Genomic DNA, 23,635 nt, shown 5'->3' on the forward strand with positions numbered 1-23,635 from the left:
AAACCGGCAAATTGCCGGTTTTTTTTGTGGCTGATGGGTTAATAGGTCGGCAGCTCAACGCCTTCAAACAACTCCTCAAGCTCGGACTTGTTATGACACTGCACCGCCTTGGCCAAGACTTCACGAGTCAGGTGAGGGGCAAATTTTTCGATAAAGTCGCACATAAATCCGCGCAGGAATGTGCCGCGCCGGAATCCGATCTTGGTCACGCTTGGCTCAAACAGCTCGCTGGCATCGAGCACAACCAAATCAGGGTCTAGCGCTGGGTCCACAGCCATTTCTGCGACAATTCCAACCCCAAGGCCAAGGCGCACATAGGTTTTGATCACGTCGGCATCGGCTGCGGTAAACACGACTTTAGGCGTCAGCCCCCGGTGGCTAAAAGCCTCATCAAGTTTGGAGCGACCGGTAAAACCAAAGACATAGGTGACAATCGAATACTCAGCCAAGGCTTCCAGCGTCAGTTTCGGCAGCTTGGTCAGCGGATGACCTTGCGGGACGACCACACAACGGTTCCAGCGGTAGCACGGCATCATCACCAAGTCATTGAATAGCTCAAGCCCCTCTGTCGCGATGGCAAAATCGACAGTTCCGTCAGCGGCCATTTCGGCAATCTGCAGCGGCGTGCCCTGATGCATATGCAGTGATACGTCGGGGTATTGCTTGATAAAACCACTGATCACCTTAGGCAAGGCGTAACGCGCCTGGGTATGAGTAGTGGCAATTGAAAGGGTGCCCTTCTTTTCATTGGAAAACTCTTGGGCGATCTGCTTGATGCTTTCGACCTTGCGCAGGATTTCTCCAGCGGTGGTGATAATCCGCTCACCCGCTGGCGTCACGCGCGTCAGGTGCTTACCGCTGCGCGCAAAGACTTCAACCCCCAGCTCATCCTCTAGTAGACGAATCTGCTTACTAATACCCGGCTGTGACGTGTATAGACTCTGTGCAGTAGCAGACACGTTGAGATCGTGGTGCGCAACTTCCCAGATGTAGCGCAATTGCTGGAGCTTCATAACTATCCCTCAAAGCAGATAAGCGCCGTGCTAGTTTCGGCTGTTTCATATAACCATAAGAACGGTTCAATCGTTCAATTTAGACGATTTTTTTAAAATTGCAGCTTTAATCGTCAAGCGCCCCATTCAGAAAATAATCCCGGCATCACCACGGCTGCGATGCTGCAGCATCGGCACCAGGTAAACCGGCACTTCGGCTAGTTGCAAGAGTCGTGCTGCGGTTCGGCCCATTGGAATATCCAGATCTGTTCCGTGGCTATGACTGCCTATGACTAACAAATCCACTTCTAGTTTCTGTGCTTGAGCCAATATCACCTGCGGCGGATCGCCCTGCACTACGCGTACCGCTCGAATCAACGCAAGATCGTCCGGAGAATCAGCTATTTCATCCTTGAAGCCTTCCAAGACTCGCGCCTCAATCCCCGCCATAACAGTCTCCAGGCCTTTATGGCGAAGCGTTTTCAAATGTTCCTCGTCGAGATAGGTTTTAAGTACTGATTCTGCAAACAAGCCCATGGGTTCCACAGCATGGATCACATATAAGCTGGCATTAAACGCCCGGGTCATGGCTAACGCATGTTGCAATACATACGGCGCATAGAGCCCAAGGTCGGTGGCATAAAGAATAGTTCGGATCATGCTGGCTCCTTGTACCCGCATGACGGGTCCTACTTGAGCTTAGCAGTGCGGCCAGCATGTCAATTTAAATGCGCGCTTAAATAAGATCAGTGGAAATCGGGGCAGACGTTTCAATGCCCACGAAAACAGGGGCCCTCACCCCTTGATCGGCTGCAACTCGTTGCTCACACCATGGGGGACATGGCCGGTTGCAACAACTGCCCTTGCCTTTTCACAGTGACTGGCCTGGTCATCGAAAAACACATCGGCACCGAAGGTGTCGAGAATGGATGATTTATCCAGCCCGCCAAGGAAAAACGACTCATCCAAACGGATGTTCCACTCGCGCAGGGTTCGGATAACCCGCTCGTGAGCAGGCGCAGAACGCGCAGTAACCAATGCAGTGCGAATGGGGCATGACTCTTCAGCGAACTCTTGCTGTAGCTTGTGCAGAGCGGCCAGGAATGGCTTGAACGGCCCTCCTCCAAGCAGTTCTCGGGCTGATTGCTTCTCATGACTCTGAAACGCCTCAAGCCCGCCGGACTGATAGACCCGCTCGGATTCATCAGAGAACAATACTGCATCACCGTCGAAGGCGATCCGCAGTTCATTGCTGGCTTCACGCCGACTGCCGCCGGAAAGGATTGTCGCGGCGCCAAACCCCGAGCGCAGCGCACTGCGTACATCCTCGGCATGGGTCGATAAAAACAAATGACAGCCAAACGCTGCCAGGTAAGGATCAGGACTACGGCCGCCAACAAATGCAGCCCGAGAAATACCCAACCCGTAATGCTGGATCGAGTTGAAGGCACGCAGGCCAGTGTCGGCGCTATTGCGCGAGACCAGAATCACCTCGACGCGTTGCTGCCCCAGGGTTTGGTTGAGCGCGAGCAGTTTTTCTACAAGCGCAAAGGCATCTCCCGGCATGAGGATCTCGTCCTCGTGGTCAATCTGATACTGGCGATAAGCCGCAACGCCCTCACCCACATAGACCTGGTGACTCTCACGCAGATCGAACAAGGCACTGGACGAAATCGCCAGGACCAATTTGTCGCCCAGTACCTTGCTCATAGTCGCCTCAACCTTGGGAGTTACGTTGATCAATAAACTGCAGGGCCTGATACAGCATCTCGGTGCGAGGCATCGAACACCCGGCAGCGGCTGCAGCTGCCAGCGGCGCGGCATAGATCGCCTTTAGTTCGAGCGGACGCTTGTGGTCATAGTCGTGATACATGCTGGGCAAGTAGTCCGGCATGCGTTCAGTGGCCTTGAGCATTTTTGCCGCAAAATCGGCCGGGATTTGATAACCACAGGCCGCAGCACCGGCCACCACTTCATCCATGATTGCAGCAATCAGCTCACGGCTGCTCTGGTTACCCATCAGGCCGCTGGTACCCGAGTTGAGCAGAACCGACAGACCGTTGTAGGGCACGTTCCATACCAGTTTTTGCCAGCGCGCTTGCCCCAATTCGACCGCAGCCATGGAGTCAATGCCTGCCAAATTGAACATTGCCGCCCCGGCTGCAGTGATCTGCTCACGCTCTTCATCCGAGGCCGGACCTGAGTGATACCCCAGGTTCACCGCGCCCAATGCCTGATGCTCGATGACACCGGCTTGGGCGCGATGCACACAAATCAAACACAAGCCACCGAGTAAATGCAGGTTGTCGGGCAATAAAGGGCGCAGCTCATCTTCAACACCCAAACCGTTTTGCAGCAACAAAATTTTTGCGCCATCGGCAGCCGCTTGGGTGATGGCTGGGACCAATGCAGCATTCCTGGTGGTCTTGGCTCCGACCAGCAACCAGTCACAACGCGGCATATCCGCTGCATTGCTATACGCCTGAACAGGATTAAGCGTCAGCGCGCCATGCACCGCACTATTGAGCTGAATGCCATTGGCAGCAACGGCGCGATACTCGCTGCGCAGCAGAAAATGCACATCAAAGCCTGCACGCGCGAGCATCAAGCCATAAAAACCGCCAATTGCGCCGGTGCCAATAATGCCGATACGTGGACGTGGAGTGCTAGACATCAAGGAAGCTCCTCAGCGGGACGCGAATAGGCCGCGTCCAAAGCAAGGCGCAGATCATCTGCGCGTAAACGACAATTGAGCCGATCATAAAAACTGCCATCCTTAACTGCAAACAATGCTGGCAAATGAAACACCTCATAACGCTGTACCGCACCAGGATTATTCGCGGCATCAATCCAGGCAATGCGTTCAACCGGCAACCCCATCCAGGGCAGCGTCTGACGCGCCCAGCGACAGCTGGCGCAGCCGGTACTGGTAAACACCAGCAATGTCCTGCCCCTCAGATCCAGCAGCTTGCGGTCGACATCCAGGTCCGTTAGCTCGTACTCAAGCGCAATACCTTCAACTGGCGCTGTTGAGTTTTTGGAGTGGTGCGTCACGATTAACCTCATTCTATTGATTTGCGAGGCAAAGTGCGTTTTGCACGCAAAAACCATCGTAGAGCAGCAAGCAAGCGACACGCCTGACTGCCCCACTTTCACCTTGGGCAATAACCCCCACGCTATTACATCCAGCTGATTTCGCCAATAAAGCCGCTATTTGCAAAATAATTTGCCTGACCCGCGATTAATCGGCAGCACAATTGCGTTCAACCATTGTCGAGCCCGCCTGTTACGCGATAAGGTTCTGTTTCCCCGCTGTGCTCATTATTGCTGTGCTCCGCCACACGGGGAGCGCTGGCGGCCGGCACCCGTGACCTGACGAATCTGACTGATGAATAGCACGATGGCTGATTTACCGATTGATGACCTGAACGTTGCCTCCAACGAAACGCTCATCACCCCCGAACAACTCAAGCGTGAAATTCCGCTGACCGAAGCCGCATTGCGCACTGTCGCCTCTGGCCGTGAAGTAGTGCGTAACATTCTCGATGGTAAAGACCATCGTTTGTTTATCGTTGTCGGCCCTTGCTCGATCCATGACATTAAAGCGGCCCATGAATATGCCGAGCGCCTGAAAGTACTGGCGGCTGAAGTCTCTGACACACTGTATTTGGTCATGCGCGTTTATTTTGAGAAGCCGCGCACCACGGTGGGCTGGAAAGGCCTGATCAACGACCCATACCTGGATGATTCATTCAAGATCCAGGATGGCTTGCACATTGGCCGCACCCTGCTGCGCGACCTGGCCGAGATGGGCTTGCCGACAGCGACCGAAGCGCTGGACCCAATTTCGCCTCAGTATCTGCAAGACCTGATCAGTTGGTCAGCGATTGGCGCGCGCACCACAGAATCTCAAACTCACCGTGAAATGGCTTCGGGCTTGTCTTCGGCAGTCGGTTTCAAGAATGGTACCGATGGTGGCCTGACTGTTGCGATCAACGCCCTGCAGTCAGTTTCAAGCCCCCACCGCTTCCTCGGCATCAATCAGGAAGGCGGCGTGTCGATCGTCACCACCAAAGGTAATGCCTACGGTCACGTGGTATTGCGCGGCGGTAACGGCAAGCCAAACTATGATTCGGTAAGTGTTGCAGTCTGCGAGCAAGAACTCAGCAAGGCAGGCATTACACCCAACATCATGGTCGACTGCAGTCACGCCAACTCCAACAAGGATCCGGCGCTACAGCCTCTGGTGATGGACAACGTGGCCAACCAGATTCTCGAAGGCAACCAATCCATTGTCGGCCTTATGGTCGAAAGTCATCTCGGCTGGGGCAGCCAGTCGATCCCTAAAGACTTGTCACAGCTCAAGTACGGTGTATCTATTACCGATGCCTGCATCGACTGGGAAAGCACCGAGAAGACCCTGCGTAACATGCACGCCAAACTCAAGGATGTGCTACCCAAGCGTCAACGCGGCTAGGGGCTGGCCATGGATGGCTGCAGCAATACAGCTGCAACCATCTGCGCTGTGTTTGCCTGCAATGCAAAAAGCCGGGATATCCCGGCTTTTTTGTGCGTGCTGATCTAGAGCAAGTATCAGTTGCTGCTCAAACGCTGTTGACGCTCCATGTAGCGCTCAACATAGGAGCATGACGGAATCACCGTATAGCCCATACGCTCGGCGTATTGCAGCGCATGTTCAGTCAGCTGCGCTGCAATACCCCGCCCGCGCAGGCTGTTGGGCACAAAGGTACGATAGATATCCAATGTTTGCTTGCCCAAGTCCATGTAGGCCAAGTAAGCACGATCACCATCCACTGTGATTTCGAATTGGTGACCTGCTTGGTCATGATGAATGGACAACGCCTCGCTCATTACTACTCCTCAATGAGATCATTACTCAACCCGAACCTTATCAATCTTTCCTAGACGCAGCGACATTTGTGCTGTGCCGTTGCCACCTTGGACGGTCAGGTAGGCCTTTTGGTTCGCGACCCGGGTCAAAACACCTTGATAGTACATCCCATCATAAGTGATAAAACGCATACGCCTACCAATATAATCAGGCAAGGCATCAACATGCACGAAACCTGAGGAAACCAAGACCGGCTCAGTCGATACTACATTGGCCAGTGCGGCCTTGTCTGCAGCAGCTACCTTGAGCGCAACCGGGTCCACCCATTCAAAGCCAACATCCTTGACCAACGACTGATTAACAATAACGGTTGGCCGCATCATGCTCAATGCGTCCTTGGCCTCGAAGAACTGCAAACCATCCCACACCATTCCTTCCGTTGGCTCAAGCTCGACTCGCAGTGATTGAGGATCAGCAAGATAGCGGGCGTAGGCATCAAGCACCGACTGGTTGAGCGCGACACGCTGATGGCGCAAAGACTTATCAAACTTAGCGATGGCAGCCTTACGATAAGCCTCCGGCGTTAGCCCCATCTTGGCGGCACAAAAGGTTTGCACTTTGCGCTGGTACTCGTTATCACTCAACTCGACACTCAAGCGCTTGATACGCGGTGGATTACTGCGAATATCAGCCGGGTTATCAGACATGTTCGCCAATGACAGGCTGACCTGCATTGCGCCCATATCGCGCGTGTCTGAATCCAGATGAAAAGTCAGCTTCTGCGCCGATGGCTCGAACAGATAGGAAAACTCGCCATCGGTTTCGAGGGTGCGATACCCCATATCCAGTAACTCATTGGCACCGATGTGTTTTACATCGCCACAGGCCACATCACTCAGGGCGCTGTAAATATCGGTTTGCGCGGGCGGCTGGTAAAACGCCTGAGCCAGGGGGCCGAACACATCAACCGACAAGCCCTTGATACTGACCGCCAGTTGCTCGGGAACCTTGCGCTCAGCCAGACGCTCCTTGAAACGCAACAGCTCGGAAAGACCATTGAACTTCAATTCTGCATGGGCAATTTGCAGCTTATCGCCAACTGCCGGTATGCGGATATTGACGTCCTCAAGCCCGACACGGCCATCGAATGAGGACGTAATGCCGCCATAGCTGATATCAACGACGGGCGCCAAACGATCCCTGGCATCGTTCATGATCGAGCGAACTGAGAGGTACAGCGATAACTTGATAATTATCGCCACCAGCAAAACAGACAGCACGCCCCACTTGATCAGTTTTCCCATAACCATCCCAGCTCCTGGCCATCATTCCAATATCACCACATATTACCAAGCAAATGCTTTAAATCAGGGACTTACAGCACACTTATGATGCCAATGCAGATCAATACCGCAATCACGGGAACCACGACGGTGACGACAAAAATATCTTTGTAGGCATTCTTGTGGGTCAGGCCCATGATCATCAACATTGCGATAACCGCGCCACAGTGCGGCAAGGAGTCCAGCCCGCCCGCAGAAATATTGGCGATTCGGTGTAGCACCTCGGGCTCGACGCCCATATCCAGATACTTTGGCGCCAGGCTTTGCATGAATATCTGCAAGCCACCGGAAGACGACCCCACAATTGCCGAGACCACGCTGACCGATGCAAAAACTGACAACAACGGCGGCAAATCCAGGGATAACACCCACTGCGAAAACTGCATGAAACCTGCGGTATGCGTCACCACACCACCAAAGCCAATCACGGCGGCCGTGTTAAGCAGCGGCATGATCGAATCATCCGCCCCCTGCCCCAGCATCCCGAGTGTGTTACGGCGCAACCCAGCAAACAGCATGATTGCAGTTGCAGTCGCGATAACCAATGCCAGGCTCGGCCAGAGAATTGGCTGTTGCTGGCTAAATTGCAGCATGCTGGCGAGCGCTCCGCTCGGCCCTGCACTGATCCCAGCAGCCATCAGAAGACGCGGCAGCAAAATCACCCCAAGCACCACCGCGATCGGCACCAGAGCCACGGCCCAGTGCGGCCCTTCTCCGGGCACTCCTGCGATCTGCTGCATACGCTGATCTTGAGCGTTAGACTCAAACCCCTCGCCTTTGGCGATTGCCAAACGCCACTCACGTTGCACATAGGCCATGCCTAATACGATCATGATTACCGAGGCAACAATTCCAATCCAGGCACCTGCAAACAAATCGGTTCCCAAGGCGTTGGCGGCAATTACGTTGTGAATAGACGGCGTGCCCGGCAAGGCGGTCATGGTAAAGGTACCGGCCCCCAAGGCTGTCGCAGCACAAAAGAGTCGCTTAGGCAGATTGGCTTCACGCATTAAACCTATACCCAGCGGGTACATGGTGAAAATGACGACGAAAACCACCACCCCGCCATAGGTCAAGAGTGCGCATACCAGCATGGTGACCCATAAAGTGCGCTTAACGCCGAGCCAACGGGTGATCGCCTGTGCGATGCTGCTGGCCGCCTGGCTTGCAGCCATGGCCTTGCCAAAGATGGCGCCGCACAGGAACAACACAAAAAATTTACCGGCGAAGGTGAATGCGCCCAAGGGCCCGAACGGAAAATACTCGAGCAGCGCCTGAGGCACTAACAAGTCATTTGTGAGTGCAACTATTATCGAGCTGAATAACGTAGCGATAAATATATTCACGCCACGCAGGGCCATGAATATTAGCAACCCCAATGCAACCAACAAGCCTAAATTACCCAGCATAGTCCTAGCCTTTTTTGTTTTTTAGATGACAGCTCAGTGAACTAATGTAGCCCTGATGTGGTCGGTTTAGAGTGCCCGACGAATGCCATGGCCTTTATACCCGTCGGCCACTGTTGCAGCCTTGCCACGAACGGATTGTATGTTTTTCATACAGCGGATGTAAGCGTTAAACACATGGCTGAAAAAAACGCAAAAAAACAGGCTAGACTTGCACTCGATCAGTTTACTTACTACAAGTTATGAGTAGTATGTACGCCGGCTAATCCCCCTTAACTGGGGAATTGCTTTATGGAAAACTTAACATTTAGGGGAACACAATGAACAACGTCCTGAAATTGTCTGCTCTGGCTTTGGCCGCAGTATTGGCTACTGGTTGCAGCAGCATGTCTAAAGAAACTGAAGCTCGTCTGACTGCTACTGAAGACGCTGCTGCACGTTCGCAAGCCCGTGCTGATGAAGCCTACCGTAAGGCTGACGAAGCTATGGCTGCTGCTCAGAAAGCTCAGCAAACTGCTGACGAAGCTAATGAGCGTGCTCTGCGTATGCTGGATAAAGCAAGCCGCAAGTAATAGCCTTCAGGCTAAAGAAAGCCGGCCCATTACGGGCCGGCTTTTTTATTGCCCCAATTTTATAAGTGCAAATAAAAACCCGCCGGTTTTCACGCGACGGGTTGCTTTAACGCAGTCTGCAGATCAGAACGGATTGCTGATTTGTTCATTATTGATTGGTGCACTCTGCTCAGTGGCGATCTCGATGGGCAAGCCGTCTTGTGCAGCCACAACTTCACGCACCACCTCCCAGTCCAAGCGGAAGTTGGCAAACTCATATTGCTTGAGCAATGTATTGATCACCGCGGTGTGTTTATCAATAACCGATACCTTGCCCTCGTCATCAAGGGGCTCATGCGCCTCTAGGTAAACACGGCCATTGCTGCGACCGAACTTGTAGGGCTCATTGATGATACGTACCGAGGTACCCACCGAGGTCATGGCCGCCAGTTCAAGCACATTCTGATTAAACATGCGGAAGCAGCCATGGCTGACACGCATGCCGATGCCGAATTTCTTGTTGGAGCCATGGATCAGATAGCCAGGCACTGAAAGCGCCATTTTGTATGGACCCAACGGGTTATCCGGACCTGGCGGCACCACCGATGGCAATGGATCGCCATCGGCAGCATGTTCTGCGCGTATCGATTTAGGCGGGTACCACGCCGGGTTAGGCGTTTTGGCAGTGATGCGTGCATTGGCAACCGGCGACCCCCAGCCTTCACGACCAATCCCCAGCGGATAGGTGTAAACCACATCCTTACCCTTGGGGAAATAGTAGAGGCGGTATTCAGCCAGGTTGATTACGATGCCTTCGCGGGGGCCAGGCGGCAGGATAAAGCGCGTCGGCAGAATGATCTCAGCGCCCTCGCCCGGCAACCAGGCGTCAATACCCGGGTTGGCCGCGACCATTTCGGAATAGCCCAGGTCATTGGCTGTCGCGAGGTCAGCAAATGTATCTTCGTACTTGGCCTTGACCACCTGAACCTGGCCAATAATGTCATCGCCAGGTGGCGGCAATGGGAACTCAAGAGCACTTGCAGATCCTGCAACCAACAATGCGGCAACAGAAAGGCAGCGGGAAACCGCAGATACGTGCGACAACATCCGATAATCCTTGGAAAGGTGGCTGATAGACGTGCATTACTGATTTCGATTGTACACCGCGGCATTGAGCACAGGGAGTCCCGTACAGCGAGAACAGCTATCTGGATGTGACAACCAAAGTGGCGCGTGGTTGCTTCTGTAAATAGCGAGGTGCTCAGTCAACCAGCAGCATGGAACGCTCACCTCGGCGCTGGGCTTCGAGTATCTGCTTGCATAAGGAACACAAGCGCTTGTCGCGCAACATGTCCTTTTCAAGCGGCTGCCAGCGTGGCTGTGAAGGCAGGAAGCCGCCACACAAAGTCCGATCCCCTGAATTGCCCAGTTCTAGCTGGCGCTCAACCAAATGCACACGCACCTCCCGACAGGCGAACAAGTCTAGCTGCTCATCAGGTTCGATCAGTTTATAGGCATGCAAAGACCAGGCAATACGCGGCATTTAGGGCTCCAGAAGGGGGCGCCACATTATCCGAAACACAGGATTCAGAAAAGCCTGAAACACTTATTCAGGCTCATTTAATAGTGGTTGCAGCTCCGGCCACACGTTTTCCAGCAGAATCGGCTGGGCCGCAAGCGCAGGATGCAAGCCATCGGCCTGCATCATCTCGGGTACACCGCCAACCCCTTCCAGAAAAAAGGGTACAAAGGGGACTTGTTTCTGCTCGGCCAGATCACTAAAGACCTGAGCAAAGGCATTGGTGTAGCGTTGGCCATAATTAGGTGGCAGGCGCATGCCCAACAACAACACCTTGGCGCCCTGTTCACGCGACTGGTCAATCATCCCGGCAAGATTTTGTTGCAATTGGCTTGGTGCCTGCCCACGCAAGCCATCATTACCTCCCAGCTCAAGAATGACCCATTGGGGCTGGTGCTCCTTAAGCAACGCGGGCAAGCGGGCGGCGCCACCTGCACTGGTATCGCCACTGATGGAAGCGTTGATCACTTCTGTGTCATAACCTTGCTCGGCAATGCGTTTTTGCAACAAATTCACCCACCCCTGACGGGTATCCAGGCCAAAAGCAGCACTGATACTATCGCCAACAACCAATATCGTCCCTGCAGATGCACTGCTGATCCACATCGTCAGTATCAGGACAACGCCGATAAACCCTGTACGCATTGGATTCTCCATGAGCTCATGTATTCTCACCGCGCGAAACCTCAGCAAAGTGGTTCCCAGCGCGGAAGGCGAGTTAAGCATATTGCACGCCCTCAGCCTCGACCTCAATGCAGGAGACAGCCTGGCAATCGTCGGCAGCTCGGGTTCGGGTAAATCGACCCTGCTTGGCTTACTCGCCGGGCTCGACTTGCCGAGCACAGGCAATGTCGAACTGGCCGGCAACAATCTCGGGGAAATGGACGAGGACCAGCGCGCCCGGGTTCGCGCCGAACATGCAGGTTTTGTGTTTCAGTCCTTCCAGTTACTCGACAGCCTCAATGCGCTGGAAAACGTCATGCTGCCGCTTGAGCTTGAAGGTCATCCTGATGCCCGCGAGCGTGCTCGCGTTCTGCTTGAGCGTGTCGGCCTTGGCCATCGCCTGACTCACTATCCACGCCAACTATCCGGTGGCGAACAACAACGGGTTGCCATTGCCCGCGCATTTGCCGCCGAGCCCGACGTGCTCTTCGCCGACGAGCCAACCGGTAACCTTGACAGCCATACCAGCCAGCGCATCAGTGATTTGCTGTTCGAGTTGAACCAGGAGCGTGGCGCCACCTTGGTCCTGGTTACCCACGACGAACGCCTGGCGCACCGCTGCCACCGCTTGATTCGTCTTGAAGGCGGTCACTTGATCGACGCAGTAGAACCTTAATGACCAGACTTCCCTGCTCCCGCCTTGTATCCCTGGCCTGGCGCCAACTGCTGCGCGAGTCCCATTCTGGTGAGCTGCGCATTCTGTTCTTTGCATTGATCATTGCGGTCGCGGCCAGCACCGCAATCGGTTACTTCAGTGCGCGGCTCAACGAAGGAATGTTGATGCGCGCCAGTGAGTTTCTCGCAGCCGACATGGTCCTTTCCGGCAGTTCACCGGCAGCTGATGAACAAGTCAGCCAGGGTCAGACGCAAGGCCTTGATCACGCGCAAACCGTGGAGTTTTCAAGCGTCATCGCCACCGACACGGGCATTCAGCTAGCCAGCGTCAAGGCGGTCGACAAGGCCTACCCTTTGCGCGGGCAACTCAAACGCGCGGATAAACTCTACGGCCCCGAACAACCGAGCAGCGGCCCTGAGCCAGGCAATGCCTGGGCTGAGGCACGCTTATTCGCGGCATTAAATCTGAAAATTGGCGACAGCATTGATGTCGGCAACAAAACCCTGAAACTAAGCCACGTACTGACTTACGAGCCCGACCGCGCTGGTAATTTCTACAGCCTCACACCGCGGGTCTTGATGAACCTTCACGACCTGGCTGCAACTGGTGTGGTGCAACCGGGTAGCCGGGTCAAGTACCGCGAGCTATGGCGTGGCACGCCTGAACAACTTGCAGCCTACAAAAAACTTATCGAGCCGCAGCTCGAAGCCAATCAGAAAATCGAAGGTAGCCGCGACAGTAACCGACAGATTGGCGGGGCTCTAGGCCGAGCCGAACGCTACCTGAACCTTGCGAGCCTGGCCGCCGTACTACTTGCCGGCGTTGCCGTGGCTCTATCCGCCACTCGCTTTGCTGCTCGGCGATTCGATGCCAGCGCACTAATGCGCTGCCTGGGTTTATCGCGCAGCCAAGCGCTAGGCCTGTTCGGCCTGCAATTGGCCATACTCGGTATTAGTGCAAGTCTCATTGGCGCCCTGCTCGGCTGGTTAAGCCAGTTTGGACTGTTCTATTTACTCAGAGAGCTGCTTCCGCCCGACCTTCCATCTGCCAGCTTCGGCCCAGCACTGGCAGGCATGGCAACCGGTTTAGTTGCACTTGCAGGCTTTGCCCTGCCGCCGCTGGCCGCGCTGGGGCGTGTTCCACCGCTACGGGTACTGCGCCGTGACTTGCTGCCAGTACCGGCCAGTTCATGGCTGGTATATGGGGCAGCACTCTTTGCGCTCGGCTTGATCATGTGGCGCCTGAGCCTCGATTTGCAGTTGACCTTTGCCCTGCTGGGTGGCGGCATGATCGCCGCAGTAGTCTTGGGTGGTTTGCTGCTAATGGGCTTGAAGAGCCTGCGCCGGGTACTGGCCAGAGCCTCCTTGCCTTGGCGCCTTGGCTTGGGCCAATTGCTGCGCTACCCACTTGCAGCGGCAGGGCAATCGCTGGCATTTGGCTTGATTATCCTGGCCATGGCGCTTATTGCACTGCTCCGCGGTGAGCTGCTCGATACCTGGCAAGACCAACTACCGGAAGATGCACCCAACCACTTCGCCCTAAATGTACTGCCAGATCACAAAGCTGCTTTTGAGGCTCGCCTTGCCGAACTGTCGCCCAAACCTGCGCATTTATATCCGGTTATTCCAGGTCGCCTAATCAAAATCAATGATCAGCCGGTACAACAAATCGTCAGTAAGGACAGCCGGGGTGACCGCGCGATTAATCGTGACTTGAGCCTTACCTGGGCAACTGATTTACCCACTGATAATGAGCTGCTTGCAGGCAGTTGGTGGCACGCAGGTGAGCCACAAGACATGCCCGGTGTATCAGTCGAGTCGGAACTGGCTGAAAGCATGCAGTTGAAGCTGGGAGACCGACTCAGCTTTGTTGTTGGCGGGCTTAGCCGTGATGTCCGCGTGACCAGCCTGCGTAAAGTCGACTGGAACAGCTTCCAACCGAACTTTTATATGATCTTCGAGCCAGGCACCTTGAAGGATTTACCGGTCACCTATCTAACCAGCTTTTACCTGCCAGCACAGCAAGATCGCCAGCTGGTTGAGCTTGCTCGCCAATTTCCGGCAGTGACATTGCTCCAGGTCGATGCCCTACTCGCTCAACTGCGCAGCATTGTCGCTCAGGTCACTGTGGCGATTGAGTTTGTCCTGTTGTTTGTATTGGCTGCGGGACTGGCGGTTTTATTTGCCGGCTTACAAGCCACCCTTGATGAACGAATTCGTCAGGGCGCGCTGCTTCGCGCACTGGGCGCTGAACGCAAGCTCTTGGTTAAGGCGCGGCGCACTGAGTTTGGCCTGCTTGGCGCCGCAAGTGGCGTGCTCGCCGCCTTTGGTTGCGAGTTGATCAGTTTTCTTCTGTACCGCTACGCATTTGATCTCAACTGGCAGCCTCACCCCTGGCTACTGGTCTTGCCCGTGATCGGTGCCGTGCTGGTTGCATCAGCTGGCGTACTCGGCACACGACGAGCCTTGAATGCAAGCCCACTGACAGTGCTACGCGAGGGTTGATAGACTCACTCCATTTAACTGCCAAGGTTTACAACAGGTATTTATGAGTCGCTATCGCCCTCCACGCTCTGCTGGCACGCCACTGATTACACCTGAAGGCGAAGCCCGCATGCGCGCTGAACTGCATGAGCTCTGGCATGTGCGCCGCCCCCAGGTGACCCAGTCCGTCAGCGAAGCTGCCGCCCAAGGCGATCGCTCTGAAAACGCTGAGTACACTTATGGCAAAAAAATGCTGCGCGAGATCGATAGTCGAGTGCGCTTCCTGACCAAGCGCCTGGAAAGCTTAAAGGTCGTCAGCGCTCAACCCAGCGATCCAAACAAGGTCTATTTTGGCGCTTGGGTCACGGTTGAGGATGAGGACGGCAAAGAAGCACGCTACCGTATCGTCGGGCCTGATGAACTCGATCTGAAGCAAAATATGATCAGCATCGACTCACCATTGGCCCGGGCATTGATCGGTAAATCACTCGAGGCAGAAATCACCGTTCAGGCACCCACAGGCGACAAGACCTGGTACGTGATTGCCATCGACTACCCCTAACCTCGCTTGTTGCCAGTGGGTCGGGTAATCAAGCCCTGCCGCGCCACACGCACCAGTTGTCGAACCTGCTCATCAAGATGCTCAGCCGCTATTGCGGGCAGCACGGCCATATCAAAACTGTCGCTGGCGAAACGTGCCAGGCAATCGTTTGGTTCGACGAACTGAATTAAAAAGGCGCGAGACGTGCTGCCACGACGCGGCCAGCCATCCAGATAACGCAGCAAAGTAGGCTGATGAGCACCACCGAGTAAAATTTTAGGGTTGCGTTTGATCAGCCCGGAGGTGATCGGGGCTAAACGAATATAGGGTTGGCAAGTCATGCTCGCGTCTCCGCCTCAGAAATCCCGCTGGGCAGCGGTGAGAGGCGACACCGAACCAGCGCTTTAGCGGTATTTCGAAGCCTGTTGAGGTCTTCTCGGGGAATTGCACTGGGCAAGTCCCGCGGCGCCCCGCAAGTAGCTGTTTAAATCGGCGCGTTTGAATCCTAGAGAATCAGGCTTATCGCTGTCAATACAGGCGATACAAAAACCTGATGATTAATTAGTTATTCGTAGAACAAAACTATCGCGCACAAAAAAGCCCGCAGTAGCGGGCTTTACAAGCCAGGATGATCAGATGGAAAGACGCTGATCCACCGACAACTTCCCAGCACCTTCAATCAGAATAGCAACACTCGCGGCAAGCAGCGCCAAAGCGAATTCGTAGCCATTTGCACTCATAAAGAAGCCGTTGCTGATATGTACGCTGAAAATTGCCACCAGCATAGTCACGCTCAAAGCCAGTGCCGCCGGACGAACCAGCAAGCCAATGATCAACGCCAGACCACCAAAGAACTCGGCGCTGCCTGCTAGCAATGCAAACAGATAGCCTGGGGTCATGCCCAGGCTTTCCATCCACTGGCCAACGCCTTCAAGGCCGGGGCCACCAAAGGAGCCAAACAATTTTTGCGCACCATGCGCCGCAAAAGTAAGGCCGACAATAACGCGCAAGATAGTCAGCCCGTAGCCTGCGTGGGTGGTCGTTAGCGATTTAATCAGTGTGCTCATGTTGTATTCCTGAAGGGCATTAAGTTGATGGATGCTATATTAACCAATTAATTCGATACCACTAACGCATAAAATCCATAAAATATATCTAATTTATAAATCATTCTCTTGCGCTCACTTTTGTGCCCTGAGGCTCAAGCAAATAACGCTCGCGGTCATAGGCCAAATAGTACTTGTTCACGCTATTAACATAGCTGACAACGCCCATTCCCACCTGCTCCATAGCGATACGCTCAACCTGGAAGAACCATTGATTGGGATTAAGGCCACGACGCTTAGCCTCGGCGCGCATGCTCTGTACCCGCGCAGGCCCCATGTTATAGCCGGCAAGAACAAAGGCCATGCGCTCACGTTCATTGAGCTTCGGGCTGTTGAAATAGGATTTACGAATCATCGCCAGGTACTTGGCGCTGGCCAGTACATTGTTATCCAGCACCGTGATATTGCCGACACCCACTGCACGCGCGGCAATCGGGGTAATCTGCATCAAGCCTGTGGCACCGCCACTTCCGCGCGCCCTGGGGTTGAGGGTTGACTCTTTGAACGCCAGTGCCGCCAGTGCCAACCAGTCGAAATTCAGTTGCTTGGCATAACGCTGCAGTACCGGACGAACCTGCTCCAGCCGCTGACGCTCAACCCGGCCCAAGGGATAATGCACCTTATAAAGGCGCCGATATATCCGCTGAAAGGCCACGTCCTGGTCTTCGGGCGCACGGTAGCTGATGAAGAAGCGATCAATTGCTGCGCTCAGCATTGGCGCATCACGGCGCACATACCAGCGCATCACGCCATTATTGGACAGCACCAAATGCCGCTCAATGCGCAGCTTGGGCATGACCTTGGTCCAGCGCTCAGCAATCGGCAGCTCAACAGCCGTGGAGGTAAAAATCCCCGCCTGAACCATTTCCAGAACATCTTCGACGGCCAATGTCGGATCAACCCACTCAATCACAATCGGTGATTTATTGCGCTTGATCAGCTTGCGGTTGACTTCATTGATCGCCTCACCCGCCACGCTGCCTGCTGGCAACGCAATACTGCGCCCTGACATCTGGTCCAGGTACTTGTAACGTCGATCCCCCTGACGTCCAACTACGACCAACTGGACGTTGCGGCGTATTGCGCCGCTTGCGGTAACAGCCGAGGCCTTGCGGACCGTCAGCAATTCACCCGGCGCGACCAGATCGCCCTCGCCACGCTGCAAGGCGCCTAGCAGTTGGTCTTTGGCCATGGGAATGATCTTTAGCTTGATGGCTCGACCATCGTGCGCATTACGGTTGAGGTACTGTTCGAATGCTCGCAGGCGATGGTATTCAACGCCAATGCTTTGCCCTTTGACTTCACCGGAGCTGTTGCGGCTTTGATTGACCAACACACGCAGCTCGGCACCCCGGCGAATACTCGCCAGATCGCGCGAGACTGAAGGTTTTGCCACTTCCAATGGCCCAGCCACACGCGCTACGGCCGTAAAAGGCAGCAGTAGCAAGCACAGCACAAGGAACATTCGTGGCATTGATACTCCGGACCATGACCCAATCAAGGCATAGTCATTGGTCAGCTAAAAACAAACTGATGACAGTCGCGCATGCGTAAATGGCCGCGGAGACTCTCACAGTCGCTTATATTTCGCCAGCACAACTTAGCACTCAACATCACATAAAACTTATAACTATATGTTTTTAATAGATTTATTTATAAAGTGAAAAGCTCTGATATTCTTACGAATCATATTAACTGGGTAGCACCATGCAGCTCACTGACATTGGCGTCAATCTCACCCACCCCAGCCTAGCTGAACAATGCGCGGCAGTTCTCGATCGCGCCTACGCCGCGGGAGTGACGCAACTGCTTTTAACCGGCACCAGCCTGGTCGAAAGTGAACAGGCCATAAAGCTCTGTGAGGAACACGATGAAAGCCAAAGCCGACTGTTCAGTACGGCCGGTATCCACCCACACGATGCCAGCAGTTGGAGCAGTGACAGCGCCAGCCAACTAAAAGCACTGTTGGCACACCCGCGGGTGCGTGCTGTAGGCGAATGCGGACTGGACTTTAATCGTGATTTTTCACCACGCCCCCAACAAGAAAAAGTACTTGAAGAACACTTGGCCCTGGCAGTCGAACTGAAGCTGCCGGTTTTCCTGCATGAACGCGATGCCAGTCAGCGTCTGCTCGAAATACTGAGTGATTACCGCGATAAGCTGCCAGCTGCCGTGGTGCATTGTTTCACAGGTGAGAAGCGCGCCCTGTTCAACTACCTCGACCTGGATCTGCATATCGGCATCACTGGCTGGATTTGTGATGAGCGCCGCGGCACTCACTTGCAGCCCTTGGTCCGGGAAGTACCTGAGGGACGCCTGATGCTCGAAAGTGACGCCCCTTTCCTGCTGCCACGTACCTTGCGACCCAAGCCCAAGAGTGGTCGGAATGAGCCCGCCTACCTGATCGAAACGTTGAAAACTGTGGCCGAGCATCGCAACGAAACGATTGAACACCTTGCCGCTCATACCAGCGCAACCGCTCAGTCATTTTTCTGCTTGCCCAAGCTGAAGATGGCGGACACCACTGATTAACCCGTGAATAGATTGCTTGGCGCTATACATTTCATAGCAATAAGCAATTCGTCGGGGCGGCTGCAGTTTTATAGGGTGAGCAAAACCCAATTGGAGCCCGCTCATGTCACGCCCTGCAGCTATCCGCCAAACCCCACACCATTGCCAAGCGGGCGTCAGCCTTCAAGGCAAAACCGTGCCTGCAGTACTGATCCCCGGCGCCCTTGCTGGCACAGCATTAGCGGTCACTGCCAATGCCCTGTATTCAGCGAGCATCATGCCCCTATTGTTGGGATTGATAGGCTTGTCTGCCGCATATGCTGTACATCGGCAAGTATTGAGCTTCACTCAAGCAAGTGGCGCCTGTACACAGCACATCAGCTGTTGAGCCAAGGTAGATACATCAAGTCATTGATTTAAAGCTAAACTCATGCCTGACTGTGACTCAATCCTGTGCACAGCTGGGTGTGATCTTGTTATTCAAAGCTGCCACGTCCCTTTGTATTAGCGCTATATTTTGAAGTCTGTTGGCGTTGTACTTCACACAAGGATTCAACAGTGCGGCTCTCTCGGATAACACTTTATAGCTTTTTAGTGTGCTGCCTTATTGCTACCGGCGGTGTATGGGCGTCCCCGGCCTACCCGCCAAACCGGCCTGCCCTGTCTGTACAGTTGAGCGATGGACGTTTCGTCGACCTGACCCTCAATGACCTGAAACAAATGCCCAAGCGCATGATCACGACCAGCGAGCCGAATGCGAGTGAAGCCATTGTCTGGACCGGGGTCGATCTAAGCTATCTGTTGACTCACCTGAAAATTTCACCAGACGACTACTTCTTTCTTCGCCTCGAAGCGCTGAACAAGTACTCAGTTGTTATCCCCCGTGAAGACATCCAACGTTTTAATCCAATAATCGCCTATCTACGCAATGGCAAATCGATGCCTATCTCGGAATATGGGCCGCTCTACTTGATTTACCCTTTCGATTTATTCCCAGAACTCAACGCGCAGATATATTTCAACCGCTCAATTTGGCAACTGAGCAAGATCAGCCTCTTTAACGAGAACTAACTGATGCCAAGTCCTAATGTCGCACGCTTTCAAGCGAACCAAACACGCCTAATGGCGGTGCTGGTTGTCTTGGTGCTGGTTATGGCCGTAATCGTTGGCAGCGCTCTGTGGATGGTCGTGAGGCAGGCTGAAACCTTGGCATCACCCGCACTGCACAGCGAACTGTGGCGCTCACATCAAGTCAATGCTCAAATTCGTCGCACACTCTCAGCCGCGCAAGCCTTCAAGCAAGGCGATATAAGTGGCGATGATTTAACCGTACAGTTGCAAGTTTTGCGCAGCATCACCCGAACGTTTGAAGCGGAGCATGTCTTCGATTTTCTACCCGTAAGTAGACCCGACGCCGAACATGCCTTGAATGAAGTCATACGACTTAGCAAAGACTGGGACGACCGCGCAACCTGGGGCGATCACGTAAGTGCGAGCACCCTTGCAGATGAAATATCACAACAACTCCCCCGCCTGCTTGAGCCCATGACCGACGTCATGGTTTCAGCCAACATATCCCTGTCCAACGAGTTGGACGATGACCGGCAAAAACTGCACTCCAGCTTTCTCTACCTGGGTTGGTCGCTACTTGGATTGCTCATTGGTGGCGCACTCCTGGTTGCCAGGCTGATCGTCAGTTACCTGCAGGTTCGGCGGCTCTCGTTACGCCTGGGCGACCTTAATCAGAACCTTGAAGCGCGGGTCGAAGAGCGAACCCAGGAACTATCTGAAGAGCAGGCGTTGCTCAATTACATACTCGAAGCAAGCCCCAGCGATGTGGCGCTACTCAACGCTAATGATACTAAGGTGCACTTTGTTAACGAGCGTCTGCTCAAGCGCAGCGGTATCGAGCAACAGCAGGATTTTTCCATCAATGCATTGTTCGCTCAGCCCGGTGAAGGTGAGCGCTTTCATGAAGCGCTTGAAGCCAGGCGTCAAATCAACGATTGGGAAGCGCTTCTGGCAGGTGAACAGCCCTATTGGGGTGTGGTTTCAGGCCGCGTACTCGATCAGATAGGACGAACCTCCTACCTCATCTGGTCTTACGACATCAGTGTGCGTAAACAGATGGAACAAGAGCTATTGACCCTGGCCAATACCGACAGCCTGACCGGTATCAACAACAGGCACGCATTCATGCAGTTGGCTGAAGACTCACTCAAGCTCAATCACCGTTACAAACGCCAATGCGCCGCCCTGATGATCGATATCGATCACTTCAAGCAGATCAATGATCTGCACGGCCACCAAATCGGCGACCTGGCACTGCGCGCGGCGGCTGAAGCGCTGATTAATGGCTTGCGCGAAGTTGATGTACTTGGCCGTCTGGGCGGTGAAGAGTTCGCCATACTGCTGCCTGAAACCGACTTTACTCAGGCCCGGCAAGTTGCCGAACGCCTGCGCAAGAACATCGAGAGCATGCGGGTCCAACTGCCCAATCAAAGCACATTGAGCATGACCGTCAGCATCGGATTGGCAATGAACACTGCACAAGAAAGCCTGGACCATCTGCTCGGGCGAGCAGACAGTGCGCTATACCAAGCCAAGACTAACGGGCGCAACCGCGTTGAAACAGCTGACGAGCTTGTATTCAGGCAAAAACTGTAACTGTTTGCCGGCTGATTGCCAGCAAGTCACCCGCGTCAGACCACAACGCCGCCGCAACGTGGCCATAGCCATCTTTCGCGTATTCAATATGTGCCCGGTACAGAAACCAATCATCGGAGGTTGACTGCTTGAGCGGCTGGACAAACTCAATCGTCCAGGTCAGGGTGCTGCCCGGCGCCGGCGTTTTCAGGTGCGGCAATACCGCTGGAGGCCAGGCATCGACCAAGGCCAATAAATAAGCCTCGGTAATAGCTTGCGGTTGCTCTTCGCCACGAAGTTGCACCCAACCGCCCATTTGTCGCTCGGCGTTGCCCGTAAACGGCATGGCGCCGATGGCCCAACGCATCGCTAAATAGCGGGTGAACTCAGGCGTGACCTTGGGGATATAAGGCAGTTCCTGGCAGTCGTCAGCCGGTTTGACCTGTGGCGCAGGCTCGGCCTCAACACTGATAACCGAATCACGTGAGGCGCCAAAGCTTCCCTGGATCAAGGTCACGACTTGCCCGTTCTGTACCGCGCGGCCCAGCACCTGGCTTACCGCCCGACCCTCACGCAAAACCTCGGCCTCGAAGCTGATAGGGACACCAGGCTCAGCTGGCCCTACAAAGGTCACAGCCAAGGAACGCACGGGCCGTTCGGAAACAATCTGCGCCTTCATGGCCTCGTAGACCAATGCGGCGACCAAGCCACCAAAGCTTGCACGTCCCTGCCCCCATTGTTGCGGGATCACCACATCGGCAGGGTTACTACGAACGGCTTGAAGCAATGAGGAGAAGGTCATAAGCATCTCGAGGATTCAGAATGAAACTGATCCTACGGGAAAACCTGGCGCCCACGAAAGTAGCGGTGCCCGCATCGAACATGGCTCTTTTTAAGCCCAATCCACAGATGACGCCGGACACAGCCAGATACCCAGCCAATTTAATGTCCGGATAAACCGCTCATTTGACTGCTTAGCCCTACTCATTCATTTGCGACCAGCATTTTCCTTAAGTTCTCCAGCGCCTTGGAGGTCGCTATTTCGGCACTGAGTAAGTCTGCCTGCCAGGAAGGCACACAAGGACCCAAGTCTGTTTCAGCCGCGCCGAGGGTTAACCATTGCAACACATCGTGCCAGCGTCCCAGCGCATCCTGAGTCTGTTTGAGCGCTTTTTGACTGGCGCCATCAAGCTTTGCAACCTTGGGGTATGCCTCAGCGTTGTAGCGTACCCGTTTGACAAACAAGCGCAGGTCATGCCAGTCATGCAGCGGATCTGCCAGGCCATCAATCAAGCGGCGTTGAGCCTTAAGCAGCCGTGACTCAAGTTTGGACTCGACACGCTTCAATGAGCCGTCCCGCTCAGCCAGTCGCCATTGTATGGGCCACTCATCAAGGGCATGCCACAGCGCCGACAACTGATCACTTTGCAGTGTTTGTAGGTAGCCTTGCAGCACGCGTTGACGGCGCTGCTCGACTGGATTAGGCCCTTGTTGCTTGCGCTGTAACTCAGCCACCAGCACCTCAAGCTCACGCACCGGGCCTGTCAGCTTGCCCAGCTGTGCAGTATGAAGCTGTAGTTGATCGCAGGCAGGCAGTCCACGCAATGGTTTGAGCAAACTGCGTAAACGGCGCAAATTAATACGCAAGTCATGCAGTGCTTCAGTATCAGTCAACGCCTGCATGCGTGCTGCGCAAGCAAATAAACTGACCTGTCGTTTCAGGACCTGAGCGCTGATGCGATCAGCAAATGCTGACATTCCGATTCTCCTCTTCAGATCACCCAGGCTAGCGGATGCATACGACGCAGCGAACGACTGCCCAGAATCTAGATTTCATCCTTGCTTGGCCCTGACTGCTTTACAAGTCGACATTCGTCACAAAAGGTTATTACAGCTCCTGTTTACCCCGTTACCTGCGCCGCAGTTTATGCTTGGGCTTTGTACTTGATAGGCTGTTCAGTTTGACGAGATTTATTGGGCTTCGCGGCCTTGTCCGTACACTGGCTGGCGCCGGTAGCTGCGGATTCAGCGCTGCCGTTTTTGCGACAAGCCAATGCCCGCCCGAATTTGCCGAGAAAAGCCAACTTAGCCTGGCCATGGGCTGGACAGTCATAGCACTCGGCCTGCTACTGGGATTGGTAGCGCTGGGCTTTGCGTGGCGCTATTCGCGCAAGCGCAGCCTGGCAATCAAGCTCGCTTGCCGGGTTGCAGCTGTGCTGGCGCTGCTTACGTCTGCGGCAATAGGCCTGGGTGTGGCCTTGAGCGTTTTCTTCCTAAACTGCTGAA

General features: G+C 54.4%; 25 protein-coding genes. 9 read left to right on the forward strand and 16 right to left on the reverse strand.

The features are described from left to right. Nucleotides 1-38: 38 nt before the first annotated feature. The 5 genes from cysB to AACY26_RS06490 all read right to left on the reverse strand — a co-directional run bounded on the left by cysB (nt 39) and on the right by AACY26_RS06490 (nt 4,046). Nucleotides 39-1,013, reverse strand: a complete 975-nt coding sequence (cysB, locus tag AACY26_RS06470; protein WP_339512178.1) for an HTH-type transcriptional regulator CysB — start codon at nt 1,011-1,013, stop codon at nt 39-41. Nucleotides 1,014-1,139: 126 nt separating this feature from the next. Further along, nucleotides 1,140-1,652, reverse strand: a complete 513-nt coding sequence (locus AACY26_RS06475) for a universal stress protein (RefSeq protein WP_339512180.1) — start codon at nt 1,650-1,652, stop codon at nt 1,140-1,142. A 135-nt stretch (nt 1,653-1,787) separates the two neighbouring features. Then, entirely contained in the window at nt 1,788-2,702 is a 915-nt protein-coding gene (locus AACY26_RS06480; protein ID WP_339512182.1) for a 5'-nucleotidase, read from the reverse strand. A gap of 7 nt (nt 2,703-2,709) precedes the next feature. Beyond that, complete coding sequence (locus tag AACY26_RS06485) at nt 2,710-3,666, reverse strand: putative 2-dehydropantoate 2-reductase (RefSeq protein ID WP_339512184.1); 957 nt, start codon at nt 3,664-3,666, stop codon at nt 2,710-2,712. Then, nucleotides 3,666-4,046 (reverse strand): thioredoxin family protein, encoded by a 381-nt coding sequence (locus AACY26_RS06490; RefSeq protein WP_339512185.1) that lies wholly within the window; start codon nt 4,044-4,046, stop codon nt 3,666-3,668. The genes AACY26_RS06485 and AACY26_RS06490 overlap by 1 nt, the downstream gene beginning before the upstream one ends. 346 nt (nt 4,047-4,392) lie before the next feature. Here AACY26_RS06490 and AACY26_RS06495 point away from each other — a divergent pair, with 346 nt between their 5' ends. Then, a complete protein-coding gene (locus AACY26_RS06495) occupies nt 4,393-5,469 on the forward strand; it encodes a 3-deoxy-7-phosphoheptulonate synthase (protein ID WP_339513106.1) in 1,077 nt (358 codons plus the stop codon). A 116-nt stretch (nt 5,470-5,585) separates the two neighbouring features. Here AACY26_RS06495 and AACY26_RS06500 read toward each other — a convergent pair whose 3' ends face one another. From AACY26_RS06500 to AACY26_RS06510, 3 genes are all read right to left on the reverse strand, one after another. Beyond that, nucleotides 5,586-5,864: a GNAT family N-acetyltransferase gene (locus AACY26_RS06500; protein WP_339512186.1), complete on the reverse strand. Its 279-nt coding sequence runs from the start codon at nt 5,862-5,864 to the stop codon at nt 5,586-5,588. Between the two features lie 21 nt (nt 5,865-5,885). Continuing rightward, nucleotides 5,886-7,148 (reverse strand): hypothetical protein, encoded by a 1,263-nt coding sequence (locus AACY26_RS06505; RefSeq protein WP_339512188.1) that lies wholly within the window; start codon nt 7,146-7,148, stop codon nt 5,886-5,888. Between the two features lie 71 nt (nt 7,149-7,219). Continuing rightward, the gene (locus tag AACY26_RS06510; protein ID WP_339512189.1) at nt 7,220-8,596 is read right to left on the reverse strand and encodes a GntP family permease; all 1,377 of its coding nucleotides are present in this window, start codon (nt 8,594-8,596) and stop codon (nt 7,220-7,222) included. Between the two features lie 317 nt (nt 8,597-8,913). Here AACY26_RS06510 and AACY26_RS06515 point away from each other — a divergent pair, with 317 nt between their 5' ends. Further along, a complete protein-coding gene (locus AACY26_RS06515; protein ID WP_010483743.1) occupies nt 8,914-9,165 on the forward strand; it encodes an Lpp/OprI family alanine-zipper lipoprotein in 252 nt (83 codons plus the stop codon). Nucleotides 9,166-9,288: 123 nt separating this feature from the next. On the opposite strand, the gene AACY26_RS06520 is transcribed toward AACY26_RS06515, so the two are convergent. The 3 genes from AACY26_RS06520 to AACY26_RS06530 form a co-directional block, all read right to left on the reverse strand. Beyond that, nucleotides 9,289-10,251, reverse strand: a complete 963-nt coding sequence (locus AACY26_RS06520; protein WP_339512191.1) for a L,D-transpeptidase family protein — start codon at nt 10,249-10,251, stop codon at nt 9,289-9,291. A 154-nt stretch (nt 10,252-10,405) separates the two neighbouring features. Next, nucleotides 10,406-10,687, reverse strand: coding sequence for a hypothetical protein (locus AACY26_RS06525; RefSeq protein ID WP_339512192.1), 282 nt, complete (start codon nt 10,685-10,687; stop codon nt 10,406-10,408). A 63-nt stretch (nt 10,688-10,750) separates the two neighbouring features. Continuing rightward, a complete protein-coding gene (locus AACY26_RS06530; protein ID WP_339512193.1) occupies nt 10,751-11,368 on the reverse strand; it encodes an arylesterase in 618 nt (205 codons plus the stop codon). A 10-nt stretch (nt 11,369-11,378) separates the two neighbouring features. Here AACY26_RS06530 and AACY26_RS06535 point away from each other — a divergent pair, with 10 nt between their 5' ends. Genes AACY26_RS06535 through greB form a run of 3 tightly spaced genes read left to right on the forward strand, consistent with a single transcriptional unit; the run spans nt 11,379 to nt 15,107 of the window. Next, complete coding sequence (locus AACY26_RS06535) at nt 11,379-12,062, forward strand: ABC transporter ATP-binding protein (RefSeq protein ID WP_339512195.1); 684 nt, start codon at nt 11,379-11,381, stop codon at nt 12,060-12,062. After that, entirely contained in the window at nt 12,062-14,566 is a 2,505-nt protein-coding gene (locus AACY26_RS06540) for an ABC transporter permease (protein WP_339512196.1), read from the forward strand. The genes AACY26_RS06535 and AACY26_RS06540 overlap by 1 nt, the downstream gene beginning before the upstream one ends. 43 nt (nt 14,567-14,609) lie before the next feature. Further along, on the forward strand, nt 14,610-15,107 hold the full coding sequence (greB, locus tag AACY26_RS06545; RefSeq protein ID WP_339512198.1) for a transcription elongation factor GreB: 498 nt from the start codon (nt 14,610-14,612) through the stop codon (nt 15,105-15,107). Here greB and AACY26_RS06550 read toward each other — a convergent pair. The 3 genes from AACY26_RS06550 to AACY26_RS06560 all read right to left on the reverse strand — a co-directional run bounded on the left by AACY26_RS06550 (nt 15,104) and on the right by AACY26_RS06560 (nt 17,666). Next, on the reverse strand, nt 15,104-15,427 hold the full coding sequence (locus tag AACY26_RS06550) for a class I SAM-dependent methyltransferase (protein WP_339512200.1): 324 nt from the start codon (nt 15,425-15,427) through the stop codon (nt 15,104-15,106). The two genes, greB and AACY26_RS06550, sit on opposite strands and share 4 nt — an antisense overlap. A gap of 291 nt (nt 15,428-15,718) precedes the next feature. Next, a complete protein-coding gene (locus AACY26_RS06555; RefSeq protein ID WP_339512202.1) occupies nt 15,719-16,153 on the reverse strand; it encodes a DoxX family protein in 435 nt (144 codons plus the stop codon). Nucleotides 16,154-16,253: 100 nt separating this feature from the next. After that, nucleotides 16,254-17,666 carry a transglycosylase SLT domain-containing protein gene (locus tag AACY26_RS06560; RefSeq protein ID WP_339512204.1) on the reverse strand — a complete coding sequence of 471 codons (1,413 nt, stop codon included), beginning with the start codon at nt 17,664-17,666 and terminating at the stop codon, nt 16,254-16,256. 233 nt (nt 17,667-17,899) lie between these two features. On the opposite strand from AACY26_RS06560, the gene AACY26_RS06565 reads away from it, so the two are divergent. From AACY26_RS06565 to AACY26_RS06575, 3 genes are all read left to right on the forward strand, one after another. Then, nucleotides 17,900-18,724 carry a TatD family hydrolase gene (locus AACY26_RS06565; RefSeq protein ID WP_339512206.1) on the forward strand — a complete coding sequence of 275 codons (825 nt, stop codon included), beginning with the start codon at nt 17,900-17,902 and terminating at the stop codon, nt 18,722-18,724. A 651-nt stretch (nt 18,725-19,375) separates the two neighbouring features. After that, the gene (locus tag AACY26_RS06570) at nt 19,376-19,774 is read left to right on the forward strand and encodes a molybdopterin-dependent oxidoreductase (protein WP_339512208.1); all 399 of its coding nucleotides are present in this window, start codon (nt 19,376-19,378) and stop codon (nt 19,772-19,774) included. Nucleotides 19,775-19,777: 3 nt separating this feature from the next. Further along, nucleotides 19,778-21,370 carry a sensor domain-containing diguanylate cyclase gene (locus AACY26_RS06575; RefSeq protein WP_339512210.1) on the forward strand — a complete coding sequence of 531 codons (1,593 nt, stop codon included), beginning with the start codon at nt 19,778-19,780 and terminating at the stop codon, nt 21,368-21,370. Here the strand turns inward: AACY26_RS06575 and AACY26_RS06580 are convergent. Then, entirely contained in the window at nt 21,354-22,151 is a 798-nt protein-coding gene (locus AACY26_RS06580) for an acyl-CoA thioesterase (protein ID WP_339512212.1), read from the reverse strand. The genes AACY26_RS06575 and AACY26_RS06580 overlap by 17 nt on opposite strands. 182 nt (nt 22,152-22,333) lie before the next feature. After that, nucleotides 22,334-23,107: a CHAD domain-containing protein gene (locus tag AACY26_RS06585; RefSeq protein WP_339512214.1), complete on the reverse strand. Its 774-nt coding sequence runs from the start codon at nt 23,105-23,107 to the stop codon at nt 22,334-22,336. A gap of 203 nt (nt 23,108-23,310) precedes the next feature. Here AACY26_RS06585 and AACY26_RS06590 point away from each other — a divergent pair, with 203 nt between their 5' ends. Continuing rightward, complete coding sequence (locus AACY26_RS06590) at nt 23,311-23,634, forward strand: hypothetical protein (protein ID WP_339512216.1); 324 nt, start codon at nt 23,311-23,313, stop codon at nt 23,632-23,634. The last annotated feature ends 1 nt before the right edge of the window (nt 23,635 follow it).

Origin of the sequence: Pseudomonas sp. RL_15y_Pfl2_60 (genome assembly GCF_963970595.1) — a bacterium.
GTDB lineage: Bacteria > Pseudomonadota > Gammaproteobacteria > Pseudomonadales > Pseudomonadaceae > Aquipseudomonas.

Excerpts from the sequence above, each read along its gene's own strand:
- cysB (WP_339512178.1), bottom strand. The coding sequence starts at position 1,013 with ATGAAGCTCCAGCAATTGCGCTACATCTGGGAAGTTGCGCACCACGAT.
- AACY26_RS06475 (WP_339512180.1), bottom strand. The coding sequence starts at position 1,652 with ATGATCCGAACTATTCTTTATGCCACCGACCTTGGGCTCTATGCGCCG.
- AACY26_RS06480 (WP_339512182.1), bottom strand. The coding sequence starts at position 2,702 with ATGAGCAAGGTACTGGGCGACAAATTGGTCCTGGCGATTTCGTCCAGT.
- AACY26_RS06485 (WP_339512184.1), bottom strand. The coding sequence starts at position 3,666 with ATGTCTAGCACTCCACGTCCACGTATCGGCATTATTGGCACCGGCGCA.
- AACY26_RS06495 (WP_339513106.1), top strand. The coding sequence starts at position 4,393 with ATGGCTGATTTACCGATTGATGACCTGAACGTTGCCTCCAACGAAACG.
- AACY26_RS06500 (WP_339512186.1), bottom strand. The coding sequence starts at position 5,864 with ATGAGCGAGGCGTTGTCCATTCATCATGACCAAGCAGGTCACCAATTC.
- AACY26_RS06505 (WP_339512188.1), bottom strand. The coding sequence starts at position 7,148 with ATGGGAAAACTGATCAAGTGGGGCGTGCTGTCTGTTTTGCTGGTGGCG.
- AACY26_RS06510 (WP_339512189.1), bottom strand. The coding sequence starts at position 8,596 with ATGCTGGGTAATTTAGGCTTGTTGGTTGCATTGGGGTTGCTAATATTC.
- AACY26_RS06515 (WP_010483743.1), top strand. The coding sequence starts at position 8,914 with ATGAACAACGTCCTGAAATTGTCTGCTCTGGCTTTGGCCGCAGTATTG.
- AACY26_RS06520 (WP_339512191.1), bottom strand. The coding sequence starts at position 10,251 with ATGTTGTCGCACGTATCTGCGGTTTCCCGCTGCCTTTCTGTTGCCGCA.
- AACY26_RS06525 (WP_339512192.1), bottom strand. The coding sequence starts at position 10,687 with ATGCCGCGTATTGCCTGGTCTTTGCATGCCTATAAACTGATCGAACCT.
- AACY26_RS06530 (WP_339512193.1), bottom strand. The coding sequence starts at position 11,368 with ATGCGTACAGGGTTTATCGGCGTTGTCCTGATACTGACGATGTGGATC.
- AACY26_RS06535 (WP_339512195.1), top strand. The coding sequence starts at position 11,379 with ATGAGCTCATGTATTCTCACCGCGCGAAACCTCAGCAAAGTGGTTCCC.
- AACY26_RS06540 (WP_339512196.1), top strand. The coding sequence starts at position 12,062 with ATGACCAGACTTCCCTGCTCCCGCCTTGTATCCCTGGCCTGGCGCCAA.
- greB (WP_339512198.1), top strand. The coding sequence starts at position 14,610 with ATGAGTCGCTATCGCCCTCCACGCTCTGCTGGCACGCCACTGATTACA.
- AACY26_RS06550 (WP_339512200.1), bottom strand. The coding sequence starts at position 15,427 with ATGACTTGCCAACCCTATATTCGTTTAGCCCCGATCACCTCCGGGCTG.
- AACY26_RS06555 (WP_339512202.1), bottom strand. The coding sequence starts at position 16,153 with ATGAGCACACTGATTAAATCGCTAACGACCACCCACGCAGGCTACGGG.
- AACY26_RS06560 (WP_339512204.1), bottom strand. The coding sequence starts at position 17,666 with ATGCCACGAATGTTCCTTGTGCTGTGCTTGCTACTGCTGCCTTTTACG.
- AACY26_RS06565 (WP_339512206.1), top strand. The coding sequence starts at position 17,900 with ATGCAGCTCACTGACATTGGCGTCAATCTCACCCACCCCAGCCTAGCT.
- AACY26_RS06575 (WP_339512210.1), top strand. The coding sequence starts at position 19,778 with ATGCCAAGTCCTAATGTCGCACGCTTTCAAGCGAACCAAACACGCCTA.
- AACY26_RS06580 (WP_339512212.1), bottom strand. The coding sequence starts at position 22,151 with ATGACCTTCTCCTCATTGCTTCAAGCCGTTCGTAGTAACCCTGCCGAT.
- AACY26_RS06585 (WP_339512214.1), bottom strand. The coding sequence starts at position 23,107 with ATGTCAGCATTTGCTGATCGCATCAGCGCTCAGGTCCTGAAACGACAG.